The sequence below is a fragment of the Streptomyces sp. NPDC088097 genome (assembly GCF_044741845.1).
Taxonomy (GTDB): domain Bacteria; phylum Actinomycetota; class Actinomycetes; order Streptomycetales; family Streptomycetaceae; genus Streptomyces.
The window spans coordinates 524,141-538,351 of the sequence record NZ_JBIUTJ010000001.1 but is presented as its reverse complement, the minus strand read 5'-3'; the positions used below and the strand labels follow the sequence as shown (position 1 = coordinate 538,351).

At 71.3% G+C, this 14,211-nt stretch carries 14 protein-coding genes; 8 read left to right on the top strand and 6 right to left on the bottom strand.

The window, feature by feature from the left end; translation table 11 throughout:
• Positions 1-194: 194 nt before the first annotated feature.
• A complete protein-coding gene (locus ACIOD1_RS02375) occupies positions 195-521 on the top strand; it encodes a nuclear transport factor 2 family protein (RefSeq protein ID WP_365617872.1) in 327 nt (108 codons plus the stop codon).
• Positions 522-592: 71 nt separating this feature from the next.
• On the opposite strand, the gene ACIOD1_RS02370 is transcribed toward ACIOD1_RS02375, so the two are convergent.
• The gene (locus ACIOD1_RS02370; protein WP_401899678.1) at positions 593-1,726 is read right to left on the bottom strand and encodes a serine hydrolase domain-containing protein; all 1,134 of its coding nucleotides are present in this window, start codon (positions 1,724-1,726) and stop codon (positions 593-595) included.
• A gap of 214 nt (positions 1,727-1,940) precedes the next feature.
• Here ACIOD1_RS02370 and ACIOD1_RS02365 point away from each other — a divergent pair, with 214 nt between their 5' ends.
• Positions 1,941-2,585, top strand: a complete 645-nt coding sequence (locus ACIOD1_RS02365) for a hypothetical protein (protein WP_365617869.1) — start codon at positions 1,941-1,943, stop codon at positions 2,583-2,585.
• A 250-nt stretch (positions 2,586-2,835) separates the two neighbouring features.
• Here the strand turns inward: ACIOD1_RS02365 and ACIOD1_RS02360 are convergent, their stop codons facing one another.
• From ACIOD1_RS02360 to ACIOD1_RS02350, 3 genes are all read right to left on the bottom strand, one after another.
• Entirely contained in the window at positions 2,836-4,110 is a 1,275-nt protein-coding gene (locus tag ACIOD1_RS02360) for an extracellular solute-binding protein (RefSeq protein WP_365618058.1), read from the bottom strand.
• A gap of 355 nt (positions 4,111-4,465) precedes the next feature.
• A complete protein-coding gene (locus tag ACIOD1_RS02355) occupies positions 4,466-5,119 on the bottom strand; it encodes an SMI1/KNR4 family protein (RefSeq protein ID WP_365617868.1) in 654 nt (217 codons plus the stop codon).
• 117 nt (positions 5,120-5,236) lie between these two features.
• Positions 5,237-5,719, bottom strand: a complete 483-nt coding sequence (locus tag ACIOD1_RS02350; protein ID WP_365617867.1) for a DUF192 domain-containing protein — start codon at positions 5,717-5,719, stop codon at positions 5,237-5,239.
• 67 nt (positions 5,720-5,786) lie between these two features.
• Here ACIOD1_RS02350 and ACIOD1_RS02345 point away from each other — a divergent pair, with 67 nt between their 5' ends.
• Positions 5,787-6,512 (top strand): prepilin peptidase, encoded by a 726-nt coding sequence (locus tag ACIOD1_RS02345; protein ID WP_401899676.1) that lies wholly within the window; start codon positions 5,787-5,789, stop codon positions 6,510-6,512.
• 141 nt (positions 6,513-6,653) lie between these two features.
• Here the strand turns inward: ACIOD1_RS02345 and mgrA are convergent, their stop codons facing one another.
• Complete coding sequence (gene mgrA / locus ACIOD1_RS02340) at positions 6,654-7,691, bottom strand: L-glyceraldehyde 3-phosphate reductase (RefSeq protein ID WP_365617863.1); 1,038 nt, start codon at positions 7,689-7,691, stop codon at positions 6,654-6,656.
• Positions 7,692-7,818: 127 nt separating this feature from the next.
• Between mgrA and ACIOD1_RS02335 the strand changes: the two genes are divergently transcribed.
• From ACIOD1_RS02335 to ACIOD1_RS02315, 5 genes are all read left to right on the top strand, one after another.
• Positions 7,819-8,580 (top strand): isoprenyl transferase, encoded by a 762-nt coding sequence (locus ACIOD1_RS02335; RefSeq protein ID WP_365617861.1) that lies wholly within the window; start codon positions 7,819-7,821, stop codon positions 8,578-8,580.
• 326 nt (positions 8,581-8,906) lie between these two features.
• Positions 8,907-10,223 carry a PhoH family protein gene (locus ACIOD1_RS02330; protein WP_365617859.1) on the top strand — a complete coding sequence of 439 codons (1,317 nt, stop codon included), beginning with the start codon at positions 8,907-8,909 and terminating at the stop codon, positions 10,221-10,223.
• Positions 10,224-10,655: 432 nt separating this feature from the next.
• Complete coding sequence (locus ACIOD1_RS02325) at positions 10,656-11,378, top strand: transglycosylase SLT domain-containing protein (protein WP_365617857.1); 723 nt, start codon at positions 10,656-10,658, stop codon at positions 11,376-11,378.
• Between the two features lie 142 nt (positions 11,379-11,520).
• Positions 11,521-12,933: an AI-2E family transporter gene (locus tag ACIOD1_RS02320; protein WP_401899673.1), complete on the top strand. Its 1,413-nt coding sequence runs from the start codon at positions 11,521-11,523 to the stop codon at positions 12,931-12,933.
• A complete protein-coding gene (locus ACIOD1_RS02315) occupies positions 12,917-13,600 on the top strand; it encodes a hypothetical protein (RefSeq protein WP_365617853.1) in 684 nt (227 codons plus the stop codon). The genes ACIOD1_RS02320 and ACIOD1_RS02315 overlap by 17 nt, the downstream gene beginning before the upstream one ends.
• A 74-nt stretch (positions 13,601-13,674) precedes the next feature.
• Here the strand turns inward: ACIOD1_RS02315 and ACIOD1_RS02310 are convergent, their stop codons facing one another.
• On the bottom strand, positions 13,675-14,211 hold the full coding sequence (locus ACIOD1_RS02310; RefSeq protein ID WP_365617851.1) for an alkyl hydroperoxide reductase: 537 nt from the start codon (positions 14,209-14,211) through the stop codon (positions 13,675-13,677).

Sequence of the window (14,211 nt, the reverse complement as noted above, 5' to 3'; positions counted from 1 at the left end):
CCCGGACCCGTCCCGTACGCAGCCCGCACCCGCACCCGCACCCGCACCCGCACCCGCACCCGCACCCACCCCGCGCCCTGACACGCCGTCCGGTGGCGAACGGGTGAGGATCGCCGTCCGCGCCCCTCCCGCGGTGTTCCCTGGTCGCGTCGTGACCAGCCGCGTACCCACGCGCGCAACCCCGAGGAGGCCCCGTGATCGATCCGGCCCAGCTCGCCGACCCCGCCGTCCGCGCCTTCGTCGACGCCGTCAACACCGGGGACCGGGAGGCCTTCGCGGCGCTCCTCGCCCCCGGCGCGACCATGTCCGACGACGGTTCCGACCGCGACCTCGCCCAGTGGGCCGACCGGGAGATCTTCTCGGCCGGCGGTCACATGGCGATCGACTCGCAGACCGCCGACGGCCGTTCCCTCGTCGTGGACTACCGCAACGAGACCTGGGGCGCGATGCGCACCGCCTGGCGCTTCGAGGTCACCCCCGACGGCCGCCGCGTCAGCCGCTTCGAGACCGGCCAGGCCTGACCCGTACGCCCGCCCCCCGTACGCCCGCCCCCGTCGACCCCGCCGGCCCCGTCCACCCCGCCCGTCGGGCCCTACAGCCCCCGCGCCACCGCCAGGACCGCCGCCGCCAGGGGGCCGTTCTCCGGGGCCGCGGCGCCCGGGAAGGCGAAGCGGCGGCGCGTGTACCCGTACGCGATCCCCGTGGCCGGGTCCGCGAAGCCCAGGCCGCCCGCCGCCCCGCAGTGGCCGAAGGCCTCCGGGCCCACCGCGTGCTGCCGCTCGAAGCCGAGGCCGAAGTGGTCTGTCTCCGAGGTGACCCGGTCCGTGCCCGGGGTGTGCGGCCGCGCCACTTCGGCCGCCGTGTCGGGCTTGAGGAGCGCCGGTCGGCCGGCCAGCCCGCTGATGGCCGCCGCGTACAGCCCCGCCACCCCCCGGGCCGTACCGGTGCCGCCCGCCGAGGCGCCGCCCAGCTCGCGCACGCGCGGGTGGTTGGCGTAGGCGATCAGGTCCATCGGGGGCTCGCGGTGCATGTTGAAGGCGGTCCTCATGGCCTCCGGCATGGGGCCGCCCGCCGCGAAGGCCGCCGCCTGGGCGGGTGTCAGGACCATCTCCAGGGTCGGCTTCCAGCGGTCCTCCAGCCGGGCCGGCAGGCCCATGTACAGGTCCAGCCCGTACGGGGCCCGCACGCGCTCCTCGTAGACCTCCTGGAGGGAGCGGCCGGTCACCCGCCGGACCACCTCGCCGACCAACGCGCCTATCACGAAGGCGTGGTAGCCGTACGCGGTCCCCGGCTCCCAGTGCGGTCGTGCGTCCGCCAGCCGCGTCGCGACGAGGGCGTCGTCGGCTATCTCGTCGTAGGACAGGCCCTCCGGGGTGTTGAGCAGTCCGGAGCCGTGCGCGACCAGCTGCCGCACCGTCAGCCGCTCCTTGCCGTGGCCGGTGAACTCCGGCCAGTACGCCGACACCGGCCGCTCCAGGTCCAGCAGCCCGTCCTGCGCCAGCAGGGCCACGACCAGGTGGGTGGCACCCTTGGTGATCGAGTAGACCGGGCCGAGGGTGTCGCCCTCGGTGTCCTCGCCGCCCCACAGGTCGACGACCAGCCGGCCGTGGTGGCGGACGGCCAACTGGGCCTCCGGCGCGAGCGGCTCGGCCGCAAGGAAGGCCGCGAACTCCTCGCGGACCGGCTCCCAGCCCGCCGCCACCGTGCCCTGAACCGTCGTGTACATGTCAGTCTCCATCGTTCTCTTCCCCGTTCGCGTGCACGTCGCGCGCCCTCGGCGCGGACGTTCCCGGTCTCGTCGATCACCCAACCAGGGTCCGGCGGGGACCATTCCGTCGCGAGCGGGCACTTTGTCACCTCGGCGCGCGGGGCGGCTCCCGTACGGGTGAACGCGCGCACGGCGTCGTTCCGGCCCGCCGTGGGGTCCCGTTGGACCGGGCATGAACCGCACCCGCACCCGCACCACCGCCCGCACCGCCGCGCTCACCCTGGCCGCCGTCGTCGCGGCCCTCGCCCCGAGCCTCGGCCAGAGCGCCGGCGCCGCCGCACCGGCCGCGCCCTACCTCCAAGACCCGGCCGGAGCGGAGGGGGCGATGAAGAAGATGTGGACCAAGGACGACATGCACAAGGTGGAGGCCCAGTTCCGCTTCTATCCGGGGGTCCAGTACAAGACGGTCACCCGCCCCGGCCCCGACGGCGCTCCGGAGTGGAAGCGGCAGGTGGGCGACCCGAAGACGCTGGCCTGGCTGCCCTCGTACGAGTTCGCCTGGACGGTCTCGGACTCGACGCTCGTGAAGAAGGCCCTGACCACGAAGGACGGCAAGCACCCGTTCGTCGTGCACGCGGTGCTGCGTGACGCCAAGCGGGCCAAGGCGGGGGAAGTGCGCCAGGAACTGACCGGGCAGCCGGCGACGGGACGTCACAAGGTCGCGGGCGGCAAGCGGATCGCGTGTGACACCGGGGAGTACACGGTGGAGTGGTCGGTCACCCGCACGGGATACGGGACGCTGACGGGCACGCTGCGCTGGGACTCCGACTGCGGGCAGTACCGGACGGCGTTCGCCGAGGACCACGGCCCGAAGTAACCGCGGGCGAGGCCGTCGCGGGCGAGGCCGTCGCGAGGGAGAGCGTACGAGGGGAGAGCGTACGAGGGAGGGCGCGCGACGGAGCAAGCCCGCCAAAGGAAAAGGGGAAGCAGAAGGCCTGCCGCCCCGCGCACCTTGTGGGTGCTCGGCGGGCGACCTGGCCGCGGCCTCGGATCGAGTGCCGTCACAGCCATTCTGCCGCACGGGATGGGCGCGGCGACGAGACGAAAGTCCCGGATTCGAGGGTCTTTCAGTGCTGGTTCTTCTCGGCTTCGGTGGCCTTCTTGGAGAGGTCCTCCAGGATGCCCTTCGCGTTGCCGCCCGGCTCCACCGCGCGACCGATGTTGCGCTTGATGGTGTCGCTGACCGTCACCCACGACGGGTTGTTCACCGGGTAGAGCTGGGCGCCGCGCAGGGCGGTCAGGAACTGGTTGTCGGTGTCGTCGAGCCCGCCCCCCTGGGAGCGCGTGGCCGAGACCGTCGAGGGCAGCAGGTGGTAGCGCCCCGCGAAGTCCGACAGGTTCTTGTCGTTGTAGACGTAGTCGAGGAACAGGCCGATCTGCTTGCCGTTCCCGTTCTGCTTGAACGCCATCATCCAGTCGGCGACGCCGACGGTGGGCGTGGATTCGCCCTGGTTGAGGTTGTCCGACACCGGCATGGGGACGGCCTTGACGTTGATGCCCTTGGCGCGCGCCTCGTGGTAGAGCGAGGGGTAGCCGTTGACCATCCCGACCTCGCCGCGCATGAAGGCGGCGAAGGCGTCGGCCCGGTTGAGCTTGGAGGGCGCGATCGGGCCGACCAGACCGGGGACGACGAGCTGGTCCCGGATCCAGTTGAAGGTCTGGAGGTTCTGGTCGGAGGACAGGCTGTAGTTGCCGGCGCTGTCGACGTAGCCGCCGCCGTTGCTCAGCTCCCAGATCATCGCCTCGGCGTGCGCCTCCTCCGGGCCCAGCGGCAGTGCGTAGGGGAACTTCACGCCCTTGTCCTTGAGGGCCTTGGCGTCGGCCTTCAGGTCCGTCCAGGTCTTGGGCGCCTGCTTGATCCCGGCCTGGTTGAACAGGGCCTCGTTGTAGAAGAGGAGGCGGCTGCTCGCCACGAAAGGCAGGCCGTAGAGGGTGTTGCCGACCGAACCGGCCTCGGCGAGGGGCTGGAGGAAATTCGCCTCGCCGCTCACGGAGAGCAGCTCCTCCGCGGAATAGAGCTTGCCCTGGGCCGCGAAGTCCGAGTACGAGCCCATGAGGGCCATGTCCGGCGCCTTGTCGGCCGCGACCATACGGGTCACCTCGCGGTCGATGTCGGCCCACGGGAGCAGCTTCACCTCGACCTTGATGTCGGGGTGGGCGGTGCTGAACTCGCGTGTCACCTTGTCCCAGTAGGACTTGGAGCTGTTGCCGGAGTTGTCGCCGTATTCGGCGGCGACCAGCTTCAGCGTATCGCCGCTCCCGCTGCCGCCGTCGGAACTCCCACAGCCGGACAACGGCGCCAACAGACCGAGCACGACCGCCGTGGCGGACGTGCCGAACATTCTTCGTCGCACGGGTGGATACCCCTGATTTTCGTTTGGATCCTGTTGTTACTTATGAGTTGCTCCGGGCTGAGGTGTCCCACCATGGCCCTATGGCCGGAATTCTCTCCTGCCGGGTGGGCGGTTGATTCCATTGGGGCGGCAGTTGTGGGCAATGCTCCAACTGCGGCTATTCCCCATGGTGTTTTCCGATATGTGATCAACAATTCGGACGCGCGTAGACATGCCGAAAAGCCCGTTTCCGGCAGGAATACGGGTCGCGGGCGGGAGCGGGGGGAGGGGATGGCGAAAACAGCCGTACGGTCGGCTGAGCGGTCGGGGCCTGTCGGTCGGTGCCGGTCGGTCGGCCGGTCGCCTAGTCGGTCGGCTGGTCGGTCGGCTGGTCGGTCGGCTCGTCGGCGAAGTCGCCGGCGTACGGGTCGGGCTCGCCCGTCTCCGGGTTGCGCCCCTCCTGCCAGCGGCGCTGGGCCTTGCGCCAGTGCACGAAGCTGAGGTGGCCGCCGTCCCAGAAGGTGATGCCGACCGGGCTCACGTCGAACTCGTCGGAGCACAGGCGGAGCAAGAACTCGGCCATGCCGTACGGGTACACCGCGAAGGAGTCGGCGGTGTGCCGCCCCGCGACCAGGACCGGCCAGCGCTCGGGGTCCGGGTCGGTGGCGAGCCAGCACAGGATGTCGGAGCCGCCGGTGACACCCCAGGCGATGATCGACTCGGGGTCCACGTCGAAGGCGGCCCGGCCGCCCTCGGCCTCCCAGGCCTGCCGGGCGTTCGCGGTCTCCTCGGCCATCTCGGCCGGGGCCCACTGGAGCCCCGGCTTGGGCAGCGGCAGCAGGATGCCGGCCTCGCCGTTGATGGAGCCCGCCCCGAACCGGCCCATGAAGGCCACGTAGTCGGACGGGAACCGGGTACCCCAGACGGCCTCGACGGCCTGCCAGTCGATGTCCTCGTCGGCGCCGTGCGTCGCCGGCATGATCTGCTCAAGCGCCTTGACGCGCGCGTTCTCACTCATGCCGCTCCCCTGACACCCCAGCCCAACCGCCCCAACCTACCGCCCACCGCCCCGATGACCTAGGCCGCGGCCGCAAAGTCCCGCCGGCCGGGCACCACGTCCTTCGGGCGCCCGCCGCTACTTCGCGGCCACGCCCCCGGTCGCGGCCGGTCCGTACCGTTCCACCGTCACCCGGGTGCCCGCGCGCAGGCCCCAGCGGGCCATCGCCCCGGCCTCCGCCTCCAGGACGTGGCGCGAGCGCGGGCGGGGGAGCCCGAGGCGGCCCGGAGCCATGGTGACCACGGACAGCACCCGCAGCCGCCGGTCCAGGTACGCCACGTCGATCGCGAACCGCATCCGGAAGGTGTGCACGCTCGCCGCCGGGGTCAACAGCAGCGCGCCCTCGATGCCGTCGCGCCCCAGCAGTCCGCGCGTACGGGCCCGGTAGGAGGCCGCGACCTCCAACGCGACCTCCGACGCACCCGTCGTCGCGCCCTCCGACGATGCCTCCCACGGCACCCCCGACGACGCCTCCGCCGCCGCCCCCCGCGCGGCCTCCCGCGACGCCCCGTCCGCGGTGATCCGCAGGACGCCCCGCCCGTCGTGCCAGTCAGCAGCCATGGCCGACACCCTCGCAGACCGGCGGACGCCCTTCCAGAGCGGGCGCCGCCGGCCCTACCTTCGCCGGATGGGCACCCCGCTGATCCTCCTCGCCGCCGCGTACGGCGCCGCCGCCGGGCTGGTGCTGCCGCGCGCCGCGTACCGGCTGTCCGTCCCGTCCGGGGAGCCCCGGCCGCGGGACTGCCCCGCCGGGCATCCGGTCGTCGGGTGGCTCGGCCCCGCCCGCTGCGCCGGCTGCGCCGGACCGCCCTACGGCTCCCGGGGCGCGGGACCCGCCGCGGTCGCCGCCGCCGCCTGCGCCGCCCTGGCGGCGGCCCCGGGGGCGCGCCCCGAGGCGGCGGTGTTCGTCGCGCTCGTCCCCGTGCTCGTCCTGCTGGCCCTCGTCGACCTCGCCGTGCACCGGCTGCCCGACGTCCTCACCCTGCCGCTGGCCCTCGCCACCGCCGCCCTCCTGGGCGGCGCGGCCCTGCTGCCGGGCGCGGCGGGCTCCTGGCGGCTCGCGCTCCAGGGCGGGGCCGCGCTCGGGGCCGCGTACCTGGTGCTCTTCCTGATCAACCCCGCCGGAATGGGGCTCGGCGACGTCAAGCTGGCGCTCGCCCTGGGGGTCGCTCTTGGGTGGTACGGGTGGGGGGTATGGATGGCGGGGGCCTTCCTCGGCCTCGCCTACGGGGCCCTTTACGGCCTTGGCCTGGTGGTTCGGGGTCGCGCGAGCGGTGGCACGGGCTTCGCGTTCGGCCCCTTCATGGCCGCCGGAGCCCTCTCCGGAGTGCTGTTGGGCGGATTCGGAGCGTAGTCGTTTCGCGCCGATGCACCCATCCGCCTTTACGAAGGGTTATGGTGGAACCCCCCCCTCGGGCCGGTCCGTATCCCCCCCACGGACCGGCCCGTTTTTTCTTTCGGGGCCGCGCGCTCAGGCGCCCACCATCACCGCAGGTCAGCCCCGCTGGGCCCAGATGTTGGTGCCCGGGGTGGACACGGCGAAGGAGTCGATCTCCTTCAACTCCCCCTCGGAGAGGGGCGCCCCGGCCAGCGCGGCGATGTTCTCCTCCAGCTGCTTCACGCTCGACGCGCCGATCAGCGCCGAGGTCATCCGGTCGTCCCGGAGCACCCACGTCAGCGCCAGCTGCGCGAGCGACTGCCCGCGCCGCGCGGCGATCTCGTTCAGCCCCGTCAGGCGGCGCAGCACGTCGTCCGAGAGCAGGTCGGGGTTGAGGGACTTGCCCTGGGTGGCCCGCGAGCCCTCCGGGATGCCCTGGAGGTACTTCCCGGTCAGCAGGCCCTGGGCGAGCGGGGCGAAGGAGATGCAGCCCATGCCGGCCTCCTGGAGGGTGTCCAGCAGCGCGTCCTCCTCCGTCCAGCGGTTGATCATGGAGTAGGAGGGCTGGTGGATCAGCGGCCGCACGCCCATGCCGGTCAGGATCCGGGCGGCCTCGGCGGTCTGCGCGGCCGTGTACGAGGACACGCCGACGTAGAGCGCCTTGCCCTGCTGCACCGCGGACGCCAGCGCGCCCATGGTCTCCTCCAGCGGGGTCTCCGGGTCGAAGCGGTGCGAATAGAAGACGTCGACGTAGTCCACGCCCATCCGCTCCAGCGAGGCGTCCAGCGAGCCCAGGAGGTACTTGCGGCTGCCCCACTCGCCGTACGGGCCGGCGTGCATCAGGTAGCCCGCCTTGGTGGAGAGCACCAGCTCCTCGCGGTGGGAGGCGAAGTCCCGCGCGAAGATCTTGCCGAAGTTCAGCTCGGCCGAGCCGGGCGGCGGGCCGTAGTTGTTGGCCAGGTCGAAGTGGGTCACGCCGAGGTCGAAGGCACGGCGCAGGATCGCCCGCTGGGACTCCAGGGACCGGTCGTCACCGAAGTTGTGCCAGAGGCCCAGCGAGATCGCGGGGAGCTTGAGGCCACTGCGGCCGGTGCGGCGGTACTCCATGGAGTCGTAGCGCGAGGGGTCTGCCCGATAGGGATTGGTATCAGTCACGATGTCCTCCCTATCACGGACTTGTGACCGACCGAGTTGGGTACCCGATCCCACCGCGCAGTAATGTGGCCGCCTCGGGGGAGACCACATTCCGCACGGGGGCACGGCACGGAGGGGCTGCAAGATCGTGAAGCTGCGCGACCTGGTGTACAGGCTCTACGCACACCGGGTGGAAGGCCGCATCGACCATGACGCGGCGCCCAAGCACATCGGCGTCATCCTGGACGGCAACAGGCGATGGGCCAAGGCGTCCGGAGGGACGACCGAGCAGGGCCATCAGGCCGGGGCCGACAAGATCTCCGAGATGCTCGGCTGGTGCACCGAGACGGACGTCGAGGTCGTCACCCTGTGGATGCTCTCCACCGACAACCTGGACCGGCCGGAGGTCGAGCTCCGCCCACTGCTCAACATCATCGAGAACACCGTCCGGGGCCTGGCCGCCGACGGCCGCTGGCGCGTCCACCACGTCGGCAACCTGGACATCCTGCCCGCGCGGACCCAGTCCGTCCTGAAGGAAGCCGAGCAGGGCACCCAGGACATCGACGGGATACTGGTCAACGTCGCCGTCGGCTACGGGGGCCGCCAGGAGATCGCCGACGCGGTCCGCTCGCTGCTCCTGGAGCACGCCGAGAAGGGCACCTCCTTCGAGGAGCTGGCCGAGGTCCTGGACATCGACCACATCGCGGAGCACCTCTACACGCGGGGCCAGCCCGACCCGGACCTGGTCATCCGCACCAGCGGCGAGCAGCGGCTGTCCGGTTTCATGCTGTGGCAGAGCGCCCATTCGGAGTACTACTTCTGCGAGGTCTTCTGGCCGGCCTTCCGCAAGGTCGACTTCCTCCGGGCCCTGCGCGACTACGCCGCCCGTCACCGGCGCTACGGCAACTGACGGATCCCTTCCGCCCCCCGCGCACCCCCTCTGCCCCCCTTCGTCCCCGGCGCAAGGCCTTCACCAGGGGTTCACCGAGCGTCCGTCATATGCCATGGCATGGCGGCGCTCGTTCGAGGGCATAACCCCTGCAGGTCGACGTCCGATCCACGGGTGTCGAATCTCAGCGGACGGCACAGGGCCGTCCGCCCGGGAGGCCCTTTGCACCAGGACGCGCGTGCGGTTCGCACGGTCGGATTGGAGGGCCGGAAAGCGGCCCTGGCATGGGTGCCGTTGACCGGTCCGGTCTTCATGGCCCGACCTCTTCCGAGGGGGTACGTCCTTCCGTGGTGACCAGCACTAAGAGCCGCCTGCCCGACAGGCGGACCTACGTCCTCGACACCAGCGTCCTGCTGGCAGACCCCAACGCGATCTCCCGCTTCGACGAGCACGAGGTCGTGCTCCCGATCGTGGTGATCACCGAGCTGGAGGCAAAGAGGCACCATCCCGAACTCGGCTACTTCGCGCGCCAGGCCCTGCGCCTGCTCGACGACTTCCGGGTGCGGTACGGACGTCTCGACGCACCCATCCCGCTGGGCGATCTGGGCGGCACCCTGCGCGTCGAGCTCAACCACTCCGACCAGAGCGTCCTTCCCACCGGCTTCCGACTGGGGGACAACGATTCGCGGATCCTCGCGGTCGCTCGCAATCTGCAGGCCGAGGGATACGACGTCACGGTCGTCTCGAAGGACCTTCCGCTGCGCATCAAGGCCTCCTCCGTGGGGTTGATGGCGGAGGAGTACCGCGCGGAGCTCGCGATCACCGATGCCGGCTGGACCGGCATGAGCGAGCTGGCGCTCTCCGGGGAGCAGGTGGACCTCCTCTACTCCGAGGATCGGCTCTACGTGCCGGAGGCGGCGGAACTGCCCGTGCACACCGGGCTGGTCATCCAGTCCGAGCGGGGCAAGGCCCTGGGCCGGGTCACCGCCGACGGGAACGTGCGGCTCGTCAAGGGCGATCGGGAGGCGTTCGGTCTGCACGGACGCAGCGCCGAACAGCGCATCGCGCTGGACCTGCTGCTCGATCCGGAGATCGGGATCATCTCCATGGGCGGCCGGGCGGGCACCGGAAAGTCCGCGCTGGCCCTGTGCGCGGGGCTGGAGGCCGTACTGGAGCGCCGGCAGCACCAGAAGGTGATGGTCTTCCGACCGCTGTACGCGGTGGGCGGCCAGGACCTCGGCTACCTGCCCGGTGACGCCTCCGAGAAGATGAGCCCTTGGGCGCAGGCGGTCTTCGACACCCTCTCGGCGGTCGCCGGGCGCGAGGTCATCGAGGAGGTGCTGAACCGCGGGATGCTGGAGGTCCTGCCGCTCACGCACATCCGCGGTCGCTCGCTGCACGACGCCTTCGTGATCGTGGACGAGGCCCAGTCCCTGGAGCGCAACGTCCTGTTGACCGTTCTGTCCCGGATCGGGGCCAATTCGCGGGTGGTGCTCACCCACGACGTGGCCCAGCGGGACAACCTGCGGGTCGGCCGGTACGACGGAGTCGTCGCCGTGGTCGAGAAGCTGAAGGGGCATCCGCTCTTCGCCCACGTCACGCTGTCCCGCTCCGAGCGGTCCCCGATCGCGGCGTTGGTCACCGAAATGCTCGAAACGCTCTAACCCCTCCATGCCTCCCAGGGGGCATCAAGGGGCCAAACCGCCCATAGTGGGAAGTCGAGTTGGCGCCGCCCGGCAAAGGTCCAGGAGCCTAGCCGGGCGGCGTCGTGCTGCACAGCCCTTCGGGAGAACCGATCGCGATGTTCCAGGTGTGACCTTTCCCACGCAACGGAGAATTGCCCTGCGGCGTCGAGGTCCGGCAGAGTCTGTTTTTCGTCAGGCCCCGCATACGGCACACCTGTATCTCCTGTTGCGCTAGCGCAGCACCACAACTCCACAGCCGATGACCGTATGCCGCCCGGTTTCACGCGGCAGCCCCCGCAAGGGAGTTGCCCACGGGCCCGCGCTTCCTGTGACCGCACCACCACGGAGGCCAGTGTCGAGGGCAATCTCGCGCCCGCGCGGTCACTGCGGACGCTGCTGGAAGGACACCGTGTGAGCCGGATCTCGGTTCGGGGGTTCGCAGTGGCTTCGGCCACCGCGGTCACCACCGTCGGAGCAGTTGTCGGAGTCGCCGCAGGCGACGCCGCCTCCTCGAACGATCTCGAAACCACCGCCTCCGGTGCGACTCTGCTCACCGAAATCCCGGTCGGCGACCAGGCCCAGGTCCAGAGCGCGTCCCTGACGCAGCAGGCCGACGCCATCGCCCACGCCGCCGACGTCGACGCCAAGCGTTCGGCCGAGGAGGCGGCGCGCGTCCAGGCCGCCGAGGACGCCAAGTCCAAGAAGGCCGACGCCGAGAAGGCGGAGAAGGTCAAGAAGGACGAGGCCGACGCCAAGCTCAAGGAAGAGCGCGACCAGAAGGAGGAGGTCGCCAGTCGATCCGCCTCCCGCGACGCCGGCGACTTCCCGATCCAGGGCTCCTACACGGTCTCCCAGGTCAAGGCCATGGCCCAGCAGCTCGTGCCCTCGGGTCAGTTCCAGTGCTTCTCCAACATCATCAACGAGGAGTCGACCTGGAACTACAAGGCCGTCAACTCCTCCTCGGGGGCCTACGGTCTGGTCCAGGCGCTCCCCGGTTCGAAGATGGCCTCGGCCGGCTCTGACTGGCGCACCAACCCGGCCACGCAGATCAAGTGGGGCCTGGGCTACATGAACGAGCGCTACGGCAGCGCGTGCAGTGCCTGGAGCTTCCACCAGGCCAACGGCTGGTACTAGGACGACGGCGCTCGCGCGCCGGTCCGATCCGCCTGGAGGAGCCCCGCACCGTTCTACGGTGCGGGGCTCCTCGCGTGTACGGTCGGGCGAGGCGATGGGCAGGCGAGGCGCCGCGGAGCGGCGGGCGGGGGAAGGGAACGACATGGCGAAGAGGGCAGGCTGGCTCGGCCGGCTCGGCAACAGGCTGACCCGGATGGAGGCGCGCCTCGACGAACGGCGGGCCGAGGTCGCGGCCGAGACCGATGCCGATGCCGATGTCGAGGACGGCGGCGAAACGCCGCCGCGAGGCCGTGGGGTCACGGCCGTCAGCACTCCCTCCGCACCCGCCGCCGTCGAAGGGGCCCTCGCCCTGCGGGAGGACGAGCGACCGCAGACGTACGAGCACGCGCGCCCGGGGCCGCGACGACCGGACCCGGTCACCGTGATCCCGTGGGGGGTGCGGGTGGCCGCCGAGGCGAGCTGGCGGCTGCTGATGCTCGCCGGCATGGTCTGGGTGCTGATGAAGGTGATCAGCGAGGTCCGTCTCGTCGTCCTCGCCTTCGCCGCCGCCCTGTTGGTGACCGCGCTGCTCCAGCCCTTCGTGGTGCGGCTGCGCCGTCTCGGGCTGCCCCGGGGACTGGCCACGGCCGTCACGGCGATCCTCGGCTTCGTCGTCATCGGGCTGGTCGGCTGGTTCGTGGTCTGGCAGGTCATGGAGAACCTCGACGACCTCTCCAACCGGCTGCGCGAGGGCATCAACGAGCTGAAGACCTGGGCACTGGACAGTCCGTTCCACGTGACCGAGAAGCAGATCAACGACATCGCGAAGAACCTCAGCGAGACCATCGGCACCAACACGGAGGAGATCACCTCCGCCGGGCTCCAGGGTGTGACCGTGCTGGTCGAGGTGCTGACCGGCATGCTCCTGGCGATGTTCTCGACGCTGTTCCTGCTCTACGACGGCAAGAAGATCTGGAACTGGGTCCTCGGGCTGGTCCCCGCCGCCGCCCGGCAGGGCGTCGCGGGCGCCGGTCCGCGCGCCTGGCGCACCCTGACCGCGTACGTCCGCGGGACGGTGCTCGTCGCGCTCATCGACGCCGTCTTCATCGGACTGGGGCTGTACTTCCTCGACGTGACGATGGCCGTGCCGCTGGCCGTGTTCATCTTCCTCTTCGCCTTCATCCCGCTCGTCGGCGCCGTGGTCTCCGGGGCGCTCGCCGTGGTGGTGGCGCTGGTGACGCAGGGGCCGTTCGTCGCGCTGATGGCGGTCGTCGTGGTGCTCGCGGTCCAGCAGATCGAGGGGCACGTGCTCCAGCCGTTCATCCTGGGCCGTGCCGTACGGGTCCACCCGCTCGCGGTGGTGCTGTCGGTGGCCGCCGGCGGGATGATCGCGGGCATCGGCGGGGCGGTGGTCGCGGTGCCGCTGGTCGCCGTCACCAACGCGGTCGTCGGCTACCTGCGGGCGTACTCGCGCGAACAGCACCCGGTCGGGCCCGTCGGCAGCGGTCCGTCCCCGCACGGGGCCACCGCCCTGGGCGCCGGGCTCGCGGAGGCCGGGGATGATAGGCCCGCCTGAACTGGAGGGCGAGTGGTCGGGGGCCGAACCGGCCGAGCCGCTCGCCGAGCCGGAGGCCCCGGCGGGTTCCGGCCGTAGGCCCTGGAGATGGGCCGTGAGCGGGGCCCTGGCGGCCTCCGCCGTGTGGGCCGGGGTCCTGCTCGCGCAGGATCGTTTCACCGCCGCAGGGCCCCCGTTGGCGTACCGGTACGTCGAAGACCTGTGCGTGCAGGCGCCGTTGAAGGCGGTCGGCACCATCGGGGGCGGCTTCGGCACGGGCACCTTCGAGCACGGGCAGAACCCCGCGCTGAAGTGGTCCTCCTGCGAGCACTTCGTCTCGCACGACGCGCGGCGGACGTTCGCCTACGGAGCCCGGGTGCTGGTCGAGCTGCACGGGAGGACCGATCCCGAACCGGAGTTCGGCGAGCGGCCCGAGCCGTACGGGATGTTCTCCGAGGAAGGGCTGCCGGTCGACCCGCAGCTGGTCCCCGGGCTGGGGGAGCGCGCCGTGTTCACCGGCTTCGCGCAGGCGCCCCGGATCACGGTGCTCGACGGCGGGGCGGTCTTCACCCTCGACGTCCAGTGGTTCCGGGGCATCGAGGAGGAGCGACCCGAGATCGACGAGGACGCGGTCAGGTCGGCGATGATCGAGGACGTCCGCGCGCTGATGGCCCGCCTGCGCGAGTGAACGCGAAGGGCCCCCGCGGCGGCCGGAGCGGCTGCGGGGGCCCTGGGCGACGGGACGTGGGCCCGCAGGGTCGACTACTCGGAGGCCAGGGCCGCTTCGGCGTCGACGGTGACGGCGACGGCCTGGATCACCGAGGCGATCTTGAAGGCCTCCTGGATCGTCTCGCGGTCGACGCCGGCCTTGCGCAGGACCTGCTCGTGCGAGTCCAGGCACTGGCCGCAGCCGTTGATCGCGGAGACCGCGAGCGACCACAGCTCGAAGTCGATCTTCTCCACGCCCGGGTTGCCGATGACGTTCATCCGCAGGCCCGCGCGCAGCGTGCCGTACTCCGGGTCGGAGAGCAGGTGGCGCGTCCGGTAGAAGACGTTGTTCATCGCCATGATCGCGGCGGCGGACTTGGCGGCGGTGTACGCCTCCGGGGAGAGCGCCGCCTTCGCCTCCGGCTCCAGCTCACGCAGGACGCGCGGGGAGCGGGCGGCGATCGCGCAGGCCAGCACCGTGCCCCAGAGCTGCTGCTGCGGGAGGTCGCTGTTGCCGATGACCGAACCGAGGTTCAGCTTCAGGTCCTTGGCGAAGTCCGGTACGGCGGACTTGAGGGAGTCGAGGGACAC

Coding starts and splice junctions, on each gene's coding strand:
- ACIOD1_RS02355 (WP_365617868.1), bottom strand. CDS start 5,119: ATGAGTGAGAACGCGCGCGTCAAGGCGCTTGAGCAGATCATGCCGGCG.
- ACIOD1_RS02370 (WP_401899678.1), bottom strand. CDS start 1,726: ATGTACACGACGGTTCAGGGCACGGTGGCGGCGGGCTGGGAGCCGGTC.
- ACIOD1_RS02350 (WP_365617867.1), bottom strand. CDS start 5,719: ATGGCTGCTGACTGGCACGACGGGCGGGGCGTCCTGCGGATCACCGCG.
- ACIOD1_RS02345 (WP_401899676.1), top strand. CDS start 5,787: ATGGGCACCCCGCTGATCCTCCTCGCCGCCGCGTACGGCGCCGCCGCC.
- ACIOD1_RS02365 (WP_365617869.1), top strand. CDS start 1,941: ATGAACCGCACCCGCACCCGCACCACCGCCCGCACCGCCGCGCTCACC.
- ACIOD1_RS02320 (WP_401899673.1), top strand. CDS start 11,521: ATGGCGAAGAGGGCAGGCTGGCTCGGCCGGCTCGGCAACAGGCTGACC.
- ACIOD1_RS02360 (WP_365618058.1), bottom strand. CDS start 4,110: ATGTTCGGCACGTCCGCCACGGCGGTCGTGCTCGGTCTGTTGGCGCCG.
- ACIOD1_RS02315 (WP_365617853.1), top strand. CDS start 12,917: ATGATAGGCCCGCCTGAACTGGAGGGCGAGTGGTCGGGGGCCGAACCG.